Raw genomic sequence first — 20192 nt, 5'->3', positions numbered from 1 at the left:
CGGATTTCCCCGACGACGGTCGATGTGCCAAGTTCTCGGGGTGCCCGAGACCACGGTCGTGACCACCCGGCGCCTGCTCGCCCACGCACTCGTGCAGGTGCTCACCGCGGGTGTGGTGGGCGCGGTGGGCGTGATCTTCGGCCTGTCCGTGGTGGTGGCCAGCGTGCTGGTGCTCGGCCCCGCGGGTGCGCTGGTGGGCCTGGTGGTGATCCCGGCCGGGATCGCGCTGCTCTACCTGATGGCCACGCTGACCCCCGCCGCCTCCGCGCTGACCGACACCAGAGCCGGCCGGATCTGCTGGTCGGTGCTGGTCGGCGGCGTGGGCGGGCTGGGCTGGTGGCTCAGCGTCACGGTCAGCGAGGGCGTGCTGAGCGCCGGCCGCACCGGCCTGCTGCTGGGCGGGGTGCCCTTCGCCCTGGTGGCCGGAATGCTGTTGCGCCGCTGGTACCTGTCGCTCGGGTTCCTCGCGCTGACCCTGGCCATCGCCTACGGCTTCCTGCACATCCTCGCGGCCGCCAGCCCGGAGCTGAGCGAGCCCGACCGCCGACTGGCCGCCGCCCGCCACACTCGCGCCGAACTGGCGATCACCGATCTCCCCGGCTACCACCGGACCCTGGGCGACCGCGGCTGGCAACTCACGCCCGTCGACCCGGCGGCGAACCGGCCCGAGCACCGCGTCTCGATCATCGGCAGCACGAGCTGGGATCCCGGTTCCTGCGCCACCCAGACCAGACCCGGCGGGCCGCTGCGGGAGTGTGTCGTGGAACAGCCCGGTCTGGAGTACCGGCGGGGGGAGGACTGGCATGAGTACCGGCGGGACGGCGTGCGGGCGGCGGTGCGTGGGGGGCTTGGGGTGGATCGGGGCGTGCTGCGGGAGGCGGCGTCGCGGGCTCGGGTGGTGACGGACGCGGAGATCCTGGCGTTGTTCCCGCCCGCGCCGCCGGAGCCGGAGACGGTGGTGGAGGCGGTGCGGAAGTTCGCCAGGTGGATCGCGGGGTAGCCCGTTCGTTCGCGCCGACGGATTCCGCGTCCCAGATTCGTCCGCTGCCACGAGGTGCCCGCCTCCGCCCGTGCCTAGCGTTGGTCGTGATCCAGGTCACGTCAGGGCGAAGGGCGAAGGGCGCGGATGTCGAAGCTTGCGGAGATCGACGGCTGGCTGCGGGAGCGGCTGCCGGAACTGCTGGTCGCGCACGAGGTGCCGGCGGCGAGTGTGGCGGTGCTGGCCGGGGACGCGGTGGTCGAGGCCGCGGCCGGGGTGCTGAACCAGAACACCGGGGTCGGGGCGACCACGGATTCGGTGTTCCAGATCGGGTCGATCACCAAGGTGTGGACGGCGACGCTGGTCCTGCAACTGGTGGATGACGGGCTGGTGGAGCTGGACGCGCCGGTGCGGACCTACCTGCCGGAGTTCCGGCTGGCGGCGGAGACCGCGGCGGCGCGGATCACGGTGCGGCAGTTGCTCAGCCACACGGCGGGCTTCGAGGGCGACATCATGACCGACACCGGGCGCGGGGACGACTGCGTGGCGAAGTACGTGGACCAGCTCCGGGACGTCGCGCAGGTCTTCGAGCCGGGGGAGTTGTTCGGGTACAACAACGCCGGGTACTCGGTGCTCGGGCGGATCGTGGAGGTGCTGCGCGGGAAGTGCTGGGAGGACTGCCTGCGGGAGCACCTGTTCCAGCCGCTGGGGCTGACGCACGCCGCGGCCGGGCCGTACGAGGCAATCCTGCACCGGGTCGCGGTCGGGCACCTGCGGCCGGATCCGGCGCGGCCGCAACGGGTCGCGCCGGTGTGGGGCATGTTGCGCTCCAACGGTCCGGCCGGGTCGATGCTGGCGATGACCGCCAGGGACCTGATCGCCTTCGCCCGGATGCACCTCGCCGACGGCCTCGCGGCCGATGGCGCCCGGGTGCTCTCGGCGGTGAGCGCGCGGGCGATGCGGGCGGTGCAGGTGGAGTTGCCGGAGCTGCGGGTGGTGGGTGATTCCTGGGGGCTGGGCTGGGAACTTTTCCACCGTCCACAAGGGACAGTCATTGGACACGACGGTGGGACCATCGGGCAGTCCGCGTTCCTGCGGCTGGCGCCGGAGCACGGGGTCGCGGTGGCGTTGCTGACCAACGGGGGCAATCCGTTGGGGCTGGCCGAGAACATCGTGACCCGGCTGGTGCGCGACCTCACCGGGGTGGAGCTGCCAGGGCTGCCCGAACCCGATCCGGCCCCGGCCCCGGTCGAGGCGGCGCGGTACCTGGGCAAGTACTCCTCCTCGGTGGTGGACCGGGTGGTGAGCCAGGACGCGGACGGGCGGCTGTGGCTGACCATGACGCCCAAGGGGCTGATCGCGGAAATGCAGGGCCGTGGGGAGCAGCGGAAGGAGCTGTTGCCCTGGCAGCGGGATGTGTTCCTGGTGGCCGAACCGGCCATCGGCGGGTACCTGCCGCACGCGTTTGTCGGGGATGACGGGCAGGGGCGGGCGAAGTTCCTGCACACCACCCGGGCGGATCGGCGGGTGTCGGCATGAGCGACATCGTCGAGCGGATCACCGAGGTGTTCACCGCGGCGGGCGCCCGGGGCTTCGTGCACGCCCGCGAGGTCGGGGTGGCCGGTGGGGCGGAGGTCTCGGTCGGCGCGGACGAACCGGTGGTGCTGGCCTCGGTGTTCAAGATTCCGGTGGCGGTGGCCTACGCCAGGGAGGTCGCGGCCGGACGCCTAGATGAGACCGAGCGGACCGTGGTCACCGCGCGGTACCGGATCGGCGGGATCGGCACCGCGGGCAGTGCGGACGACGTCGAGATGAGCTGGCGGGACCTGGCCCGGTTCATGATGATCATGAGTGACAACGCGGCCACCGACGTGATCTATCAGCGGGTCGGCCAGGCCGCGATCGACGCCGTGCTCAGTGATCTGGACCTGCGGCGCACCCGGCTGATCGGCGACTGCCAGGGCCTGTTCGACTCGGCGTACGCCGAACTGGACATGGACGGCCTGGACCTGGAGCAGGGATTTGCCCAGCTCCCACCGGAACTGGTCTGGAAACTGTCCATTGTGGACCCCGAGCGGACCACCTCCTCCATCCCGCGGGAGATCACCGCGCTGCTGGACGCGGTGTGGACCGATCACGCCGGACCCCCGGAAGCCTGCGAGCGGGTCCGGAAGATCATGGCGGAGCAGATCTGGCCGCACCGGCTCACCTCCGGGTTCGCCTCTGAGGTCAAGCTGGCGGCCAAAACCGGCACGCTGCCCGCGGTCCGCAACGAAGCCGGGGTGATCACCTACCCGGACGGGCGCCGCTACGCGGTCGCCGTGTTCACCCGCGCGCACACCCTCGACGAGCGGTTGCCCGCGGTGGACGCCTCGATCGGCCGGGCCGCCCGGCTCGCCGTCGACCACCTCCGCGCCGGTTGACACCCGACCCAGTCCGGGAGAAGACAATGAGATCAGTGCGCACCGCGATCGCCGTGCTCGGCATCGCCGCCCTCGGGGCCGCCGGCTGCGGCGCGCCGGGTGATTCGACCGCAGGGAACCGGAAACTGGCCGAGGGCAAGACCTTCACCATCGCCATCGCGGTGGAGCCGGGCACCCTGGACCCCGCGATCACCTCGCTGGCGGTGGCCCGCGGCGTGGGCGCCTTCCTCTACAGCAGGCTGATCACCCTCGGGCCGCGCGGCGAGTTCCTCACCGGCCTCGCGGCCAAGTGGGAGGCCGACACCAAGACCGCCAAGTTCACCCTGCGTCCCGGCATCACCTGCTCCGATGGCGCGCCGCTGACCGCGCAGGACGTGGCCGCCAACATCGCGCACATCGGCGATCCGAAGAACAACTCGCCGCTGATCGGACTCCAGGTGATGCCCGGCACCACGGCCACCGCGGACCCGGCCACCGGCACGGTGACGGTGACCAGTGGCAGGCCGGATGCCTTCCTGCTCAACAACATCGGCACCCTGCCGATCGTCTGCGGCAAGGGACTGGCCGACCGGTCCAGGCTGGCCAAGGGCGAACAGGGCTCGGGCATGTACGTGCTGTCGGAGATCGTGCCCAACGACCACTACACCCTCACCCGCCGCAAGGACTTCGCCTGGGGACCGGGGGACTGGCCGCCGAACCAGCCAGGACTGCCGGACAAGATCATCTTCCGGGTGATCCCGAACGAGGCCACCGCGGCGAACCTGTTGGCGTCCGGGCAGATCAACGCGGCCACCGTGCTCGGCCCCGACCAGCAGCGGCTGACCGCGCTCAAACTCGCGCACGCCGACCAGAAGGTGCCGATCGGGATGCTCTCCTTCAACCAGGCCGCCGGGCATCCCGGTCAGGATCCGGCGGTGCGCCGGGCCCTGATCCAGGCCGTGGACCTCAACGAGATCGGCAAGGTGCTCACCAACGGCGCGGGCAAACCCTCCCGCGGCGTGGTCACCTACGACGGACGGCCGTGCACCGGGGACAACGTCACCGGCAACCTGCCAGCCCCCGACCCGGCCGCGGCCGCCAAGGCCCTGGACGCCGCGGGCTGGCCGGCCGGACCGGACGGGATCCGCAGCAAGAACGGGAAACCGTTGGCCATCAAGGTGATCCAGCCCACCGTGCTCGGCCCGACGCTGGCCGCCGCGGCGGAACTGATGCAGCAACGCTGGCAGGCCGTCGGCGCGCGGGTGCAGATCCAGCCGGTGGACGCCGCCGGAATGAACCAGGCCCTGTTCAGCACCGGGGACTGGGAGGTGTCCATGGCACCACTGACCTTCACCCTGCCCAGCCAGCTGCTCCCGTTCTTCTCCGGCACCCGGCCACCGCAGGGCGTGAACTACGGGCACCTGGACAACAAGGAGTTCACCGATCTCTCCCGGCAGGCCGCGGCCCAGCCCGGCGCCAGCGGTTGCGCGCTGTGGGAACGGGCCGAGGCGGCGCTGGTGAAGTCCCTGGACATGGTGCCCTACTTCGATTCGGTGCGGCCCACCTTCATGAAGGGCGCCGAGTTCTACCTCGCCGAGGGCATCGAACCGACCTCGATCCGGATGTTCGCCGGATGAACCGCGACCGGAGAGGCGGAGTCCGATGACCAGTGCGACAACGGTTCCCGTGGCCGCCGGGCGGCGGCGGGGCGGCCCGTGGCTGGCCTTCGCCCGGCGGCGGGTGCCGCGCTTCCTGCTCTCGCTGTGGGTGGTGATCACCGCCGCCTTCCTGATGATCCACCTGGTCCCCGGCGACCCGGTGCGCGCGGCGCTGGGCCTGACCGCCTCACCGGAACTGGTCGCCGCCCGCCGCGCCGCGCTCGGCCTGGACCAGCCACTGCCGGTGCAGTACTGGCACTACCTCGGCAACCTGTTCCGCGGTGAGTTCGGCACCTCGATGCTCAGCGGCCTGCCGGTGTCCGAACTGATCACCGACCGGCTGCCCGCCACCGTCGAACTCGCGGTGCTGGCCTTCCTGGTGGTGCTGGTGGTGGCGGTGCCGGTGGGCGTGCTGATGGCGGTGTGCACCAAGGGCGGCCGCCGCCGGGGCGCCGAACTCGGCTTCACCACCACCAGCGTGTTCCTGGCCGCCATCCCGGAGTTCCTGCTCGCGGTGGGCCTGATGAGCCTGTTCGCGGTGCAGCTGGAGTGGCTGCCGGTGGCCGGCCGGGAGCAGGCCGGGTCGACGGTGCTGCCGGTGCTGGCCATGGCGGTCGGTCCGGCGGCGGTGCTGGCCCGGATCGTCCGGGTCGAGCTGCTCTCGGTGCTGGGCAACGACTTCATCCGCACCGCGCGGGCGAAACGGTTGCCCGCCAGGCTGATCTACCTGCGGCACGCGCTGCCCAACGCGCTCACCGCCAGTCTCACCCTGGCCGGGATGCTGCTGCCCGCCCTGGTCGCCGGGACCGTGCTGGTGGAGAACGTCTTCGCCTGGCCCGGCCTGGGTTCGACCATCGTCAGCTCGATCCAGCAGCAGGACTACCCGGCGGTGCAGGCCATCGTGCTGGTCTACGGCGCGGGCGTGCTGCTGGTGAACCTGCTGGTGGACGCGCTGTTGGCGTTGCTTGATCCCCGTTCCGAGATCCGGGAGGCATGATGCGCGCGGGTAGATCCGGCGCCCTGGCGGCGCTGCGCACCCCGGTCGGCGCGACCTCGGCCGCGCTGCTGGTCCTGCTGGTGGCCACAGCGGTGTTCGCGCCGATGCTGTGGGCCGAGCGGGCCGCCGCGGTGGACACCAACGCCCTGCAGGAAGGGGCCTCGGCGAGTCACCTGTTCGGCACGGACACGCTGGGCCGGGACATCTTCCACCGGGTCCTGGTCGCCACCCGGCTGTCCCTGGGCCTGGCCGTGCTGGCCACCCTGCTCGGCGTGCTCACCGGCGTGATCCTCGGCGCGGCGCCCACGGTCCTGCCACCCTGGGCCGGCCGCCTGGTCACCTCGGCGGTGAACATCGCGGTGGCTTTTCCCGGGCTGCTGCTGGCGCTGTTCTTCGCGGTGATCTTCGGCATCGGCACCGTGGGCGCGGTGCTGGCCATTGGTTTCGCGGTGGCGCCCAGTTTTGCCCGGCTCACGCACACCCTGACCGCCTCGGTGAGTGGACGCGGCTACATCGCGGCGGCGCGGGTGTCCGGGGTGGGCAGGCTGCGGATCCTGGTGCGGCACGTGCTGCCCAACATCGCCGAACCGCTGGTGATCAACGCGACCATCGCGGCCGGCTCGGTGCTCACCGCCTTCGCCGGACTGTCTTTCCTGGGCATCGGTGTGCAGGCCCCGGCCTACGACTGGGGCAGGCTGCTCGGCGAGGGGCTCAACCGGATCTACCTGAGCCCATGGTCGGCCCTCGGCCCGGCCCTCGCGGTGATCATCGCGGGGCTGGCGTTCAACCTGTTCGGCGAGGCCGCCGCCGCGGCGGCCGGTGGCCGGGAACGCTTGGACCACAAGGCCGTGCCACCCAAGAAGTCCACTGTGGACAGTGTCGGGCCGGCTTCGGACGGGGTGCTCGCGGTGGACAACCTGCGAGTGTCCTTCCCTGGTCCGGCCGGATGGGTCATGCCGGTGCGCGGGTTGCGGTTCACCGTCCACAGTGGAGAGATGATCGGGGTGGTCGGCGAGTCCGGTTCGGGCAAGAGCCTGACCGCGCTGGCCGTCTCCCGGCTGATCGAGTCCCCTGGCGTGGTCACCGCCGACCGCCTGGACTTTCGTGGCACGCCACTGCTGACCCGCTCCGAACGCGAGTTGCGGCCGTTGCTGGGCACCTCCCTGGCCATGGTGTTCCAGGACCCGATGACCTCCTTCAACCCCACTCAGCGGATCGGCAGGCAGCTCGCCGAGGTCGCCGAACAGCACCACGGGCAGTCCCGGCGGGCCGCGCTGGAACGGGCGGTGGACCGGTTGGACTCGGTGCGCATCCCGGACGCGGCCAAGCGGGCCAGGCAGTACCCGCACGAGTTCTCCGGCGGCATGCGGCAGCGCGCGATGATCGCGATGGGACTGATGGGCGAACCGGCCCTGGTCATCGCGGACGAGCCGACCACCGCGCTGGACGTCACCGTGCAACGGGAAGTCCTGCGGCTGCTGGCCCGGATCCGGGCCGAGCATGACGCGGCGATCCTGTTGATCAGCCACGACATCACCGTGGTCGCGCAGACCTGCAACCGGGTGCTGGTGATGTACGCCGGACGGATCGTGGAGGACCTGCCCGCCGCCGAGTTGTTCACCGCGGCCCGGCACCCCTACACCAGGGCGCTGCTGGCCGCGGTGCCCGATCTGGACACCGACCGGGACGCACCTTTGGCCGTCATCCCCGGCCGCCCGCCCGAACCCGGGGATCTCCCGGAGGGCTGCCCGTTCGCGCAGCGTTGTGCCAGTGCCGACGAGCAGTGCCGCACCGAGGAACCCGCGTTGGTCCAGCTAGGCAGCGGAAATCGCCTGGGCTGCTGGCACCCCGAAGAGTCCGAAGTAGACGGACGTGCACCGGCTAACGTCAGCGGGGGAGGGACCGAATGAGTGAGCTGGAGTTCGACCGGGTCAGCGTGCACTACGGGAGCAGGCAGGCCGGACTGCGCGCGGTGGACGAGGTCAGCCTGACCGTGGCGCCGGGTGAGATCCTCGGCCTGGTCGGCGAATCGGGCTCGGGCAAGTCCACCCTGGCCGGCACCGCGGCCGGCCTCGTCCCGGTCAGCGGCGGGCAGGTCCGCCTGGACGGCCAGGACATCCGGCGGTTACGACCGCGGGAGCGCCGGTTGCAGATGGTGTTCCAGGATCCGTACTCCTCCCTCGACCCGCGGATGCGCATTGGCGAGTCCATCATGGAGGCCATGCCCAAGGGCGCGCACGGCGGCAAAGCCGGTCGGCAGGCCGAGGTGGCCCGATTGCTGGAACTGGTGAACCTGGACCCCGGGCGCGCCGCGATGCTGCCCGCCCGGCTCTCCGGCGGGCAGCGGCAGCGGGTCGCCCTGGCCAGGGCACTGGCCGGACAGCCCAAGGTGATCATCGCCGATGAGATCACCTCCGCGCTGGACGTCTCGGTGCAGGGCGCGGTGCTCAACCTGGTCCGCGCCCTGCACCGCGAGCTGGGCCTCACCATGCTGTTCATCTCGCACAACCTCGCCGTGGTGCGCTATCTCAGCGACCGGATCGCGGTGATGCGGCACGGCCGCATCGTGGAAACCGGTCCGGCGCAACAGGTTCTCGACGACCCCCAACACCCCTACACCCGCGAACTGCTGGCCGCCGCACCGTCCCGGCACACCAGGCTGTTCGCCGAGGAGGCAACCCGATGACCGAAGACCTGCACCGGCGCAGCGTGGTCGCGGACACGCACAACGACCTGCTCTGCTCGGTCGTCGGCCGCCCGGTCGAGCGCTGGTCGCCCTACTTCCGCGAGCAGTGGCTGCCGCAACTGCGCCAGGGCGGGGTGAACCTGCAGGTGCTGCCGGTGTTCATCGACGACCTGTACCGGCCCGAGGGCGCGCTGCGGCAGACCCTGCGCATGATCGAGGCCGCGCACCGCATCGCCGAGGGCAACCCGGACGCGGTCGAGTTGTGCTGTGACGGCAACGACATCGACCACGCCCTGGGCGCGGACCGGATCGCGCTGGTGCTTGCCCTGGAGAGCGCGCCGGGCATCGGCGAGGACGTCGAACTGCTGGAAACCCTGTCCCGCCTTGGCGTGCGGATCGCCTCGCTGGCGCACTTCGGCCGCACCGCGCTGGCCGACGGCAGCGGCGAGGACCACACCGGCAGCAAACTCACCAGGGCCGGGATCGCCGCGGTGGCCGAGATGGAACGGCTCGGCATGCTCTTCGACGTCAGCCACCTCGGCGCGGCGGGCGTGGACCACGTGCTGGAACTGTCCACCCGCCCGGTGATCGCCACCCACTCCAGCGCCCGCGCCCTGCGCGATCACCACCGCAACCTCACCGACGAGCAGCTCCGGGCCATCGCCGCCAACGGGGGCGTGGTGTGCGTGAACTTCTTCGCACCCTTCCTGCACGAGACCGACTACCGGATCGACCGGCTGATCGACCACATCGAGCACATCGCCGGAGTCATGGGCGTGGACAAGGTGGGCCTGGGACCGGACTTCGTCAAGGAGGTCCTCGCCGACGTCGTCATGCCCTGCTGCGAGGCGGCCGAGGTCGAAGGCGTGCCCACCGACCAGTTCCTGCCCGGCCTGGAAGGCCCGGCCGGACTGCCGCTGGTCACCGAGGCGCTGCTGGCCCGCGGCTGGGCCGAGGACGACATCGTGAAAGTGCTGGGCGGCAACGTGCTGGCCCTGTTCCGCGCCCAACTCGGCCGCCCCACCCACTGACGAGGAGCTGTCGCACCATGAGCAAGCGAGTCACCATCGAGGACCTGTACGGGTTCGCGCTGCCGGAACAGCCCGCGGTCTCCCCGGACGGCACCCGGATCGTCTACGTGCTGCGCACCACCGACCGGGCCGCTGACCGCGATATCCGTACACTGTGGACGGTCCCGGTCGCGGGCGGCGAACCCCGGCAGCTCACCAGAGGCACCGCCGACGGGTCACCCGCCTGGTCCCCGGACGGCACCCGGATCGCCTTCCTGCGTGCCCAGGACGGACCGGCCCAGCTCTGGCTGCTGCCCGCCGACGGCGGCGAACCCGAACAGCTCACCACGCTGCCACTGGGCGCGGGCGCCCCGGTGTGGCGACCGGATGGCGGCGCGCTGGCCTTCAGCACCGCGGTGGACCTGGCCGCCACCGACGGCGAGGACGAGGCCGCCCGCACCGCCCGCGGCACCGCCCCGGTGGTGTCCGATCGCCTGGGGTACAAGGCCGACGGCACCGGACTGCTGCGCACCTACCGCAGCCACCTGCATGTCCTCGACCTGGCCACCAAGGAAGTCCGGCAGCTCAGCACGGGCGACTGGCACGCGAGCAGCGTGGCCTGGTCCCCGGACGGCGCCCGGCTGGCCTTCGCCGCCGCCCAGGACGTCGACGCCGACCTCAGCTTCCGCACCCCGGTGCACGTGCTGGCCGCTGATCAGCCTGGCGCGCAACCGGAATTGGCCGGACTGCCCACCGGCGTCGCGGGCACGGTGAGCTGGACCGCCGACGGCGCGGCACTGCTGGTGACCGGCCGCGACGACACCTCCGCCGGCCACCAGAACCTGCTCCGGGTGGACCTCGGCGGCGACGTGCACGACCTGTCCGCGCCCTTGGACCGCAACGTGATGGCCGGCCTGCCCGGCTACCCCGGCGGCACGCCGACCCTGATCGACGAGGGCCAGACGGTGCTGTTCTGCGCCAGGGACCGCGGCTACACCCACCTCTACGCCGTCGGCGTGGACGGTGGCGCCCCGCGGCTGCTGATCGGCGGTGAGCAGACGGTGTCCGGACTGTCGGTCAGCGGCGATATCGCGGCCGTCGTGCTCGGCACCCGTTCCTCCTACGCCGAGATCGCCGTGCTCAACCTGGCCACCGGCGAACTCGCGGTCCGCACCGGGCACAGCGAGTCCGCGGCCGAGCTGTTCCTGCGTGAGGAACGCGAGTTCACCATCTCCGACGGCGTGGTCGTGCACGGCTGGCTGCTGCGCGACCCCGACCGCACCGGCCCGCTGCCACTGCTGCTGGACATCCACGGCGGCCCGCACAACGCCTGGAACGGCGCGGCCGACCCAGTGCACCTCTACCACCAGGTCCTGGTCGCCCAGGGCTGGGCGGTGCTGCTGCTCAACCCGCGCGCCAGCGACGGCTACGGCGAAGCCTTCTACACCGCCGCGCTCGGCGCCTGGGGCGTGGACGACGCGCGTGATTTCCTGGAACCACTGGACGATCTGGTCGCCGAGGGCATCGCCGACCCGCGGCGGCTGGCCGTCACCGGGTACAGCTACGGCGGCTTCATGACCTGCTACCTGACCAGCCGGGACCCGCGTTTCGCCGCCGCGGTCGCCGGCGGCGTGGTCAGCGACCTCACCAGCATGGCCGGGACCTCCGACGCCGCGCACTACCTCACCGAACTGGAACTGGGCAGCACGGCCGAAGTCGGGCCGATGTCGCCGCTGACCAAGGTCGGCCAGGTGCGCACCCCAACGCTGATCCTGCACGGTGAGGCGGACGATCGCTGCCCGGTGGGCCAGGCCGAACAGTGGTTCACCGCGTTGCGCGAACAGGGCGTGCCGACCCGGCTGGTGCGCTACCCCGGCGGCGACCACCTGTTCATCCTCAACGGGAAACCCAGTCACCGGGCCGATTTCAACCAGCGGGTGGCCGACTGGGTCCGCCAGTACGCGGTCGAACCCGGCCGGCCGCGGCGCGCGCCGATCGACGCCGCGCACTGGCAGCGGCGACTGTCCGCACTGTGTAAGGAATACGGCGTTCCCGGTGCTGGACTGGGCATCCTGCGGCTGGACGGCGCCGCCGAGGTGGTCCAGGCCAGTCACGGCGTGCTCAGCACCGCCACCGGCGTGCCGGTCACCGACGATTCGGTGTTCCAGATCGGCTCGATCAGCAAGGTGTGGACCGCCACCCAGGTGCTGCGCCTGGTCGATGAGGGCAATCTGGACCTGGACGCGCCCATTGCCGACGTGCTGCCCGAATTGCGGCTGGCCGATCCGATCGCGGCCGGCAAGGTCACCATGCGGCATCTGCTCAGCCACACCAGCGGCATCGACGGCGACGTGTTCACCGACACCGGCCGCGGCGACGAATGCCTTGCGCGCTATGTCGATCTGCTCGCCGAGGTCAAGCACAACCATCCGCTGGGCGTGACCTTCTCCTACTGCAACTCCGGCTTCATCCTGGCCGGCCGGGTGATCGAGAAACTGACTGGGCTGACCTGGGACGCGGCCCTGCGCGAGCAGCTGATCGAGCCACTCGGCCTGACCCACACCGGCACCCTGCCCGAGGAAGCCCTGCTGTACCGGGCCGCGGTCGGCCACGTCGGCGAAGGCGAGGCCAAGCCCGCCCCGGCCTGGACGCTGCCGCGGTCCTGCGGACCGGCCGGGCTGATCTTCGCCAGCACCGCCGATGTGCTCACTTTCGCCCGCATGCACCTGTCCGGGGGGCTCGCCGCCGACGGCACCCGGGTGCTCTCCGCCGAGTCCGCGCTGGCCATGACCGACAAGCAGACCGAGGTGCCGGACCCGCACGTGCTCGGCGATTCCTGGGGCCTGGGCTGGATCCGGTTCGGCTGGGACGGGCACCGGCTGATCGGCCACGACGGCAACACCATCGGCCAGTCCGCGTTCCTGCGAGTGCTGCCCGAGGCCGGCATCGCGGTCACCCTGCTCACCAACGGCGGCCAGACCAGGGACCTGTTCCTGGCGCTGTACCGGGAGATCTTCGCCGAACTGGCCGGAATCACCATGCCCGCACCGCTGGAACCCGCGCCGGAACCGCCGGTGGTCAACGCCGCCCGGCACCTCGGCCGGTACGAGCGGGCAGGCCAGCTGATCGAGGTGTTCGAGGGCGATACGGGACTGCGGCTGCGGATGACGATCACCGGGCCGATGGCCGAGCTGGCCCCGGAACCACCGCGGGAGTTCGACCTGACGCCGATCACCGATTCGCTGTTCGTCTGCCGGATGCCGGGAGCCAAGGCGTGGATGTCGGTGACCTTCTACGCGCTGCCCACCGGTGAGCCGTACGTGCACCTCGGCGTGCGGGCCACTCCCAAGGTGTCCTAAGTGGACACATCAACCGGGTTCGCCATCCGGCAGCTCGACGACTTCGGCGAACTCCTTGCCGTCCAACGGTTGTACGAGCAGATCTGGCGGCCCGCGGCCGGGCAGCACCCGCCGATCACCGCCGAACTGCTGCGGGCGCTGACCAAGTCGGGCGGCTACGTCGCGGGCGCCTTCGACGGAGGGGAGCTGGTCGGCGCCTGCGCCGGGTTCTGCTCCCCGCCCGCCGAACGCTCGCTGCACAGCCACATCGCCGGGGTGGCGGCGCACCAGCGTGGCCGCGACGTGGGATACGCGCTCAAACTGGATCAGCGGGCCTGGGCGTTGCGGCACGGGATCACCGAGGTGTGCTGGACCTTCGACCCGCTGGTCCGCCGCAACGCCTACTTCAACCTGGGCAAACTCGCCGCGGGCGTGGCCGAGTACCTGCCCGACTTCTACGGCCACCTGCGCGATGACCTCAACGGCACCGGGGCCAGCGACCGGCTGCTGGTGCGCTGGCGGCTGACCGACCCCGCGGTCATCGCGGCCAGTGCCGGGCGCCGGCGGCAGGTCGACACCACCGGTGCGGCCATCGGGCTCGGCATCTCCGACTGTGGGATGCCGTTGCGCGGCAACGACTCCGGCCGCCGGACCGTGCTGGTCGCGGTGCCCGCGGACATCGAGGCGTTGCGGGTGGCCGATCCGGTGGCCGCGGCGCAGTGGCGACTGGCCGTGCGCGAGGTGCTCGGCGGGCTGCTCGCCGAAGGCGCCCGAGTTACCGGATTCGATCGAACAGGCTGGTACGTAGTGGAAAGGAACGCGGAATCGTGAAACTCCTCGGCGTGGAACTGCGGCGGATCGAACTGCCCCTGGTCGCCCCGTTCCGCACCTCCTTCGGCACCCAGACCACGCGCTCGACCCTGCTGCTGCGCGTGGTCACCGACGAGGCCGAAGGCTGGGGCGAATGCCCGGCGATGGTTGATCCGGTGTACTCGCCGGAATACCTCGACGGCTGCGTGGACGTGCTCCGCCAGTTCCTGCTCCCCGCCCTGGCCCGCCGCGAACACCTGGACGCCACCGCGGTCGCACCCGCCCTGGCCAAGTACCACGGGCACCGGATGGCCAAGGGAGCACTGGAAATGGCCGTCCTGGACGCCGAGCTGCGCGCCAGGGGAGTGCCGCTGTCCCGGGAACTGGGCGCGGTGCGGGACCGGGTGCCCTGCGGAGTGTCGGTGGGCATCATGGACTCCATCCCGGAACTCCTGGAGGCGGTTGGCGGCTACCTGGACCAGGGCTACCGGCGGATCAAACTCAAGATCGAACCCGGCTGGGACGTCGAGCCGGTGCGGGCGGTCCGCGAGCACTTCGGCGACGAATTCCCGCTCCAGGTCGACGCCAACACCGCCTACACCCTCGCCGACGCCCGCCACCTGGCCCGGCTGGACCCATTCGACCTGCTGCTGATCGAACAACCACTGCCCGAGGAACAGATCCTCGCGCACGCCCACCTGGCCAAGCTCATCCGCACCCCGGTCTGCCTGGACGAGTCGATCACCTCCGCGCAGACCGCCGCGGACGCGATCACCCTGGGCGCCTGCCAGATCGTCAACATCAAACCCGCCAGGGTCGGCGGCTACCTGGAGGCCCGCCGGATCCACGACCTCTGCGCGGCGCACGGGATCGCGGTGTGGCGCGGCGGCATGCTGGAAACCGGACTGGGCCGGGCCGCGAACGTGGCGCTGGCCGCGCTGCCCGGATTCACCCTGCCCGGCGACACCTCGGCCTCCGACCGCTACTACCGCACCGACATCACCGAACCGTTCGTGCTCCAGGACGGGCACCTCAGTGTCCCCAGCGGACCGGGCCTCGGCGTCACCCCGATCCCGGACGCCCTCGCGGCGGTCACCGTCGGGACCGAGTGGGTTCCTTTGTAGCGGAGATGGCGGACAATCAGCTGATGGGCAGCCCCCGGGCCGGACTCGGCCGCGTACTGGACGACCTCGGCAGCACCCTCGTCGACCTGGTCTGCGGCGACCCCGGCCCGGCCGGGCAGCTCGGCGGGGTGGTGATCCACGATCCGCTGGACGACCAGGGCCTGCCGCGCCAGGCCCTGGTGCTCGGCGTCGGCCTGCACACCTCGGCCGAGATCGTCACCCGGCTGGACGCGCTGGGCAGGCAGGGCGCGGCCGCGCTGGTGGTGCGTGGGCCGGTGGCGGTGGACGCGGACATCGCCGCGGCCGTGCGCCGGTCCGGGGTGGTCCTGCTCGGCCTGGCCCGCGGCGCCTCCTGGACCCAGCTCGCCGCCATGCTGCGCTCGCTCATCGCCGAGGGCGAGGTGGGCGAAGCCGGCCCGGAAACCCTCGGCGGCATGCCGTCCGGGGACCTGTTCGCGCTGGCCAACGCGGTCGCCGCGCTGCTGGACGCACCGGTGACCATCGAGGACCGCAGCTCCCGGGTACTGGCCTTCTCCGGGCGGCAGGAACAGGCCGACCCATCCCGGGTGGAGACCATCCTGGGCAGGCAGGTGCCCGCCCGGTTCGCCCAGATCCTGGCCGACCGCGGCGTGTTCCAACAGCTCTACCGCAGCGAACGGCCGGTGTTCGTGGACGCCATGCCCAGCGAGGAACCCGGCGCGCTCACCCTGCCCCGGATGGCGGTGGCCGTGCGCGCGGGCGATGAGGTCCTCGGCTCCATCTGGGCCGCGGTCCGCGAACCCTTCGCCGACGACCGCGCGCAAACCCTGTGCGACGCGGCCAAACTGGTCGCCCTGCACCTGATGCGGTTGCGCGCGGGCGCCGACGTGCAACGCAGGCTGCGCGCCGACCTGGTCAGCACCGCGATGGAAGGTGGCCCCGGCGCGGCCGAGGCGGTGCGCAGGCTGGGCCTCGCCGATCAGTCCGCGGTGGTGCTCGCCCTCGCCCTGGCCGAGTCACACGGTGACGACCCGGCCCAGCACGCCCAGCTGGTCGCCGAACGCCAGCAGATCGCCGACGCCCTGGCCATGCACCTCAGCGCCGTGCACCCACGCGCCGCCGCCGCCCTCGTCGGCGATGTCGCCTACGCGATCCTGCCGGTGCCCCAAGATGATCCGGCCGCCGAGGAGCGGGTGCACCGCATCGCCACCGACTTCCACGGCCGGGTCGGCGACCGGCTGCCCATCCTGGTCGGCATCGGCCCGCTCGCCGTGGACGGCATGGCCCTGACTCGCTCCCGCGCCGGCGCCGACCTGGTGCTGCGGGTGCTGCGGGCCGGCCGAGGCAGGCACCCGGTGGCGCGGGTCAGCGAGGTGCACAGCGAGGGCCTGCTACTCGAACTCGCCGACCTGATCGCCGAACGCGGCGACACCCTCATCGGCCCCGTCGCCCGCCTGCTGGCCTACGACCGCAAACACAACAGCGCACTGGTGGAAACCCTCAGCGCCTGGCTGGACGCCTTCGGCGACGTGGCAGCCGCCTCCGCCGCGGTCTTCGTGCACCCCAACACCTTCCGCTACCGCCTGCGCCGCCTGGCCGAGGTAGGCGACCTCGACCTCACCGACCCCGCAGCCCGCTTCGCCGCCATGCTCCAACTCCGCCTCTGGCGCGGCTAACCACCCACCGTGTTGGCCGCTAAGGGCGGCGTGTTGGCCGTTGTCGTACCCAGTCTTGGCCGAACTCGTACCACTTGGCCCAACTGGTACGCCCACTTGGGCCAAACTGGCGTACCAGTTTGGCCAACTCGCCGTCCGGAACGGCCAACACGCCGGAGGGTTCGCGCAGGAGCCGTCCGCGGCGGCGCTGCCAGGCAAGATCGGGATTGTCGGTGGTCGCCGCTACGTTCTGCGTTGTCCCCGCCACAGGGTGTGGAGACGGGTCCTCGCAGGGAGATGGTGCGTTGTCAGACTGGGAGAGGGCGAGCACTGCCCGGGTGTTACCGCCCGCGCGGCCGCGCAAGCTCGCCAAGGTGCCGTTCGTCGAGCTGGCCGACGGGCGGTTGCAGGGGGTGGTGTCCAGTGGGTCGGACATCGGCCGGGTCTACGTGTCCTCGGTGGCGGTGGGGACGTACGCGTTTTCCTGTAGCACCAACAACAACCGGCCGTGTGGCGGTGCCCGCGGGATGTTCTGCAACCACATCCAGGCGCTGATCACCGAGTCGGTGCTGCAGTACGGCGCGGTGCGGGTGGCGAGGTATCTGCGGGTGGAGGTCGCGGGCGAGGAACTCGACGCCCAGGCCATTGCCTGGGGCATGAGCGGCACCCACCCCGCACAGGCGGACAGTGCCGCGGCGGCCCAGGTGTTCAGCCGGTTCCTGCGTCATCTGGCCTATCTGGAACTGGCCCCGACCACCGCGCCGTTGCCGGAGATGCAGTGGTTCCCGGCGAGTCGGGCGGTGCCGTGATGCGGGCCGATCTGCTGGTGGAGCCGATCGCGGGGCTGGCCGAGGCACTGGCCGCGCTCGATGCGGCGGACCGGGCGCTGGTCACCGGGTTGCTGCGGCCGCAGGTCGCTGACCTGGCCGAACTCGCCGATGCCGTGGCGGGATCGCCGTTGGCGGGCCGGGTGGCCGAGGCGGCGGAGAAGGCGGTGGCCGGGGCGGCGGGGGAGGAGCACTTCCTCGCTCTCGCTGCCGCGCGGACCGCGTTGTCCGGCTCGGTGCACGACGCGTTGCTGGACCGGGTGGCCGAGGCCACCGGACGGACCGGCGGTGCGGAGTTCGAACAACAGTCCACTGTGGACTCGGTGCCGAATGTATTGCTGGCGGCCCGATCCTGGCTGTCCGATCTGGCGCGGGCCGGCTGGCGGGGGATCGACCAGGATCTGATTTCCGGTGCGGCGCCGGTCATCTCGGCCCTGCTGCCGGACCCCGCCCTGCGTCGCCTGGCCGCGCTGCTGGACGGATTCGCCGCCGAACTCGGCGCGTCCTGCCCCGGCTCGGCGCTGGAGCGCGTGCCAGCCCGCCGCTGGGGCGATCTGTGGTCGCGGGCCATGCTGCTGACGCTGTCCGTTGCCACGCCGGAGATCGGCGCCGTCACTGGCCGACTGCTGCCGCTCGGGGTGGACCTGCACGAGCACGCCACCGCGGCGCAGGCCCAGGTGCACGCGATCCTCGAACCCGCCGACGGCGGACCGGCCCGGCTGGTGCGGGCCAGCGTGTCCACGCCCAAGCCGGACACCGTGATCGGCGCCGGGATCTGGCAGCTGCTCCGCCCGCACCTGTCCCTCCTGGCAGCACTCGGCGAGGGCCGTTCGATGGACCTCACCACCATGCCGATCACCGCCGAAGGCGACCTCATCTGGCGGGACGAGCACGCCCGCACCGGCGAACCCGCCGACGCCTTCGTCACCGCGCGGGTGGCCCTGCCCACCGCGATCAACTCGCCCGCCGCACCCCTGGACCGGCATCCGGCCAGCCTGGCCGTCCCGGTGTTCCTGGAGGGCTACGCCGTCGAACGCGAGGACGACACGGTGACCTTCGTCGTCGCCGGAGCGCGGCTGAGCGTGGCCGCAGACCGGGTCCCGGCCGCCGGGCCGCTCACCCCGGCTGCGGTCGCGACCTCCACCGCCTGCCTCGGGCTGCTGCGCTGGGACGCCGGGGAATTCAGCGTTCAGCCGCTCGCCGTGGAGACCACCGCGCGCAAGAAAACCGTTGCCCTGCATGCGGGTGCGTGGGCCGGGGGTACCACGGACAAGGCCGGTGTGAAGGCCGAGAAGGCCGCCACCGAGGCCACCGCGGTGCTGCGGGAGCGCGCCGGAAGGCTGTTGCGGAAATGACTCAGACGCACGAGAACCGCCGCCAGGTCCTGTACTGGCGGCTGCTCGCCCGGCTGTTCGACCAGGATGAGCAGGCGAGTCTGGAATCGGCCAGCCTGGCCGTGGTCGAGGACATCGGCCTGCCGCCTGCCCTGCTGGACCCGCAGGTCGCGGTGGACTCGATCGTGCAGCGGCACCCGGAGCTGGCCGCGGAGTTCGACGGTCTGATGCTGCCCGCGGCCCAGGACGAACGCGATGGCGCGGCCGAGGTGCGGCGGGCGGCGCTGGTGTCCAAGGTGCTGCTCAACGTGTTCAACACCGGCACCGGCACGGTCAGCGCCGGGCAACTCTCCCGCTGGCAGGCCGACGCCGGCTGGCTGGAACGGGCGCTGGGCTGCAAGCCGGGGGAGTTGCGCGGCAACCGTTCCGGGGGCCGCGGGGTCAGCCCGACCGGCACCGGTGGCGCGCCCACCCCCGACCTCAGCACGCTGTTGCCGGAGATCGGGCCGGAACTCGGCGCGCTGGAAGGCGATCTGGTCAAGCGCATGCACCTGCGCGAGGTGCTGGCCGATCCGGTGCTGGCCGCGCGACTCACCCCGAGCATGTCGCTGATCGAACAACTGTTGCGGGACAAGGACAATCTCTCCGGAGTGGCGCTGGCCAACGCCAAGGCGCTGATCCGCCGGTTCGTCGACGAGGTGGCCGAGGTGCTGCGCACCCAGGTGCAGAAGGCCACCGTCGGCGCGCTGGACCGCTCGGTGCCGCCCAAGCGGGTCTTCCGCAACCTCGACCTCGATCGCACCATCTGGAAGAACCTGACCAACTGGAGTCCGGAGGAGGAGCGACTCTACGTCGACCGCCTCTACTACCGGCACACCGCGCGCAAAACCACGCCACAGCGGCTGATCGCGGTGGTGGACCAGTCCGGTTCCATGGTCGACTCGATGGTCAACTGCACCATTCTGGCCTCGATCTTCGCCGGACTGCCCAGGGTGGACGTGCACCTCATCGCCTACGACACCCAGGCCCTGGACCTCACCCCGTGGGTGGCGGATCCGTTCGAGACGTTGCTGCGCACCAATCTCGGCGGCGGCACCGACGGCACGGTGGCCATGACGCTGGCCCAGCCCAAGATCGCCGAACCGCGCAACACCGTGGTGGTGTGGATCTCCGACTTCTACGAGTGGCACGGCGAGCAGCTCTTCGAGAGCATGGCCGCCATCCACCGCTCCGGGGCCAAATTCATCCCGGTGGGCTCGGTGACCAGCTCCGGCCGCGGCAGCGTGAACCCGTGGTTCCGGGAGCGGTTCAAGGACCTGGGCACCCCGGTGATCTCCGGCCACATCAAGAAGCTCGTGCACGAACTCAAGACCTTCCTGACTTCCTGAAAGGC

Annotated in this window: 15 protein-coding genes; all 15 read left to right on the top strand. The window is 71.6% G+C overall.

From position 1 onward, the window contains the following. The first annotated feature begins 40 nt into the window (after positions 1-40). The 15 genes from MZC64_RS14620 (at position 41) to MZC64_RS14550 (ending at position 20187) form a co-directional block, all read left to right on the top strand. Positions 41-1000 (top strand): hypothetical protein, encoded by a 960-nt coding sequence (locus tag MZC64_RS14620; RefSeq protein ID WP_247756634.1) that lies wholly within the window; start codon positions 41-43, stop codon positions 998-1000. Between the two features lie 126 nt (positions 1001-1126). Continuing rightward, a complete protein-coding gene (locus MZC64_RS14615; RefSeq protein WP_247756635.1) occupies positions 1127-2518 on the top strand; it encodes a serine hydrolase in 1392 nt (463 codons plus the stop codon). Further along, entirely contained in the window at positions 2515-3402 is an 888-nt protein-coding gene (locus MZC64_RS14610) for a serine hydrolase (RefSeq protein ID WP_247756636.1), read from the top strand. Before MZC64_RS14615 ends, MZC64_RS14610 begins: the two co-directional genes overlap by 4 nt. A gap of 26 nt (positions 3403-3428) precedes the next feature. Then, positions 3429-5018 (top strand): ABC transporter substrate-binding protein, encoded by a 1590-nt coding sequence (locus MZC64_RS14605; protein WP_247756637.1) that lies wholly within the window; start codon positions 3429-3431, stop codon positions 5016-5018. A gap of 25 nt (positions 5019-5043) precedes the next feature. Next, entirely contained in the window at positions 5044-6036 is a 993-nt protein-coding gene (locus MZC64_RS14600) for an ABC transporter permease (RefSeq protein ID WP_247756638.1), read from the top strand. Next, positions 6036-7946: a dipeptide/oligopeptide/nickel ABC transporter permease/ATP-binding protein gene (locus MZC64_RS14595; protein WP_374205726.1), complete on the top strand. Its 1911-nt coding sequence runs from the start codon at positions 6036-6038 to the stop codon at positions 7944-7946. The genes MZC64_RS14600 and MZC64_RS14595 overlap by 1 nt, the downstream gene beginning before the upstream one ends. Further along, positions 7943-8722: an ABC transporter ATP-binding protein gene (locus MZC64_RS14590; protein ID WP_374205725.1), complete on the top strand. Its 780-nt coding sequence runs from the start codon at positions 7943-7945 to the stop codon at positions 8720-8722. The genes MZC64_RS14595 and MZC64_RS14590 overlap by 4 nt, the downstream gene beginning before the upstream one ends. Beyond that, complete coding sequence (locus tag MZC64_RS14585) at positions 8719-9753, top strand: dipeptidase (RefSeq protein WP_247756640.1); 1035 nt, start codon at positions 8719-8721, stop codon at positions 9751-9753. The genes MZC64_RS14590 and MZC64_RS14585 overlap by 4 nt, the downstream gene beginning before the upstream one ends. Before the next feature lie 17 nt (positions 9754-9770). Then, entirely contained in the window at positions 9771-13091 is a 3321-nt protein-coding gene (locus tag MZC64_RS14580) for a serine hydrolase (protein WP_247756641.1), read from the top strand. Continuing rightward, a complete protein-coding gene (locus tag MZC64_RS14575) occupies positions 13092-13901 on the top strand; it encodes a GNAT family N-acetyltransferase (protein ID WP_247756642.1) in 810 nt (269 codons plus the stop codon). It begins immediately after the preceding gene. Beyond that, complete coding sequence (gene menC, locus MZC64_RS14570) at positions 13898-15004, top strand: o-succinylbenzoate synthase (protein ID WP_247756643.1); 1107 nt, start codon at positions 13898-13900, stop codon at positions 15002-15004. Before MZC64_RS14575 ends, menC begins: the two co-directional genes overlap by 4 nt. 23 nt (positions 15005-15027) lie before the next feature. Beyond that, a complete protein-coding gene (locus tag MZC64_RS14565; protein WP_247756644.1) occupies positions 15028-16659 on the top strand; it encodes a CdaR family transcriptional regulator in 1632 nt (543 codons plus the stop codon). A 284-nt stretch (positions 16660-16943) separates the two neighbouring features. Then, positions 16944-17447 (top strand): hypothetical protein, encoded by a 504-nt coding sequence (locus tag MZC64_RS14560; protein ID WP_247756645.1) that lies wholly within the window; start codon positions 16944-16946, stop codon positions 17445-17447. After that, a complete protein-coding gene (locus tag MZC64_RS14555) occupies positions 17447-18820 on the top strand; it encodes a hypothetical protein (RefSeq protein ID WP_247756646.1) in 1374 nt (457 codons plus the stop codon). Before MZC64_RS14560 ends, MZC64_RS14555 begins: the two co-directional genes overlap by 1 nt. Beyond that, positions 18817-20187 carry a VWA domain-containing protein gene (locus MZC64_RS14550; RefSeq protein WP_247756647.1) on the top strand — a complete coding sequence of 457 codons (1371 nt, stop codon included), beginning with the start codon at positions 18817-18819 and terminating at the stop codon, positions 20185-20187. The genes MZC64_RS14555 and MZC64_RS14550 overlap by 4 nt, the downstream gene beginning before the upstream one ends. Positions 20188-20192: the final 5 nt, after the last annotated feature.

Source organism: Crossiella sp. S99.2, assembly GCF_023094165.1.
Classification (GTDB): domain Bacteria; phylum Actinomycetota; class Actinomycetes; order Mycobacteriales; family Pseudonocardiaceae; genus Crossiella.
The sequence above is the reverse complement of the archived record's forward strand: the minus strand, read 5'-3'. Positions and strand labels throughout refer to the sequence as shown.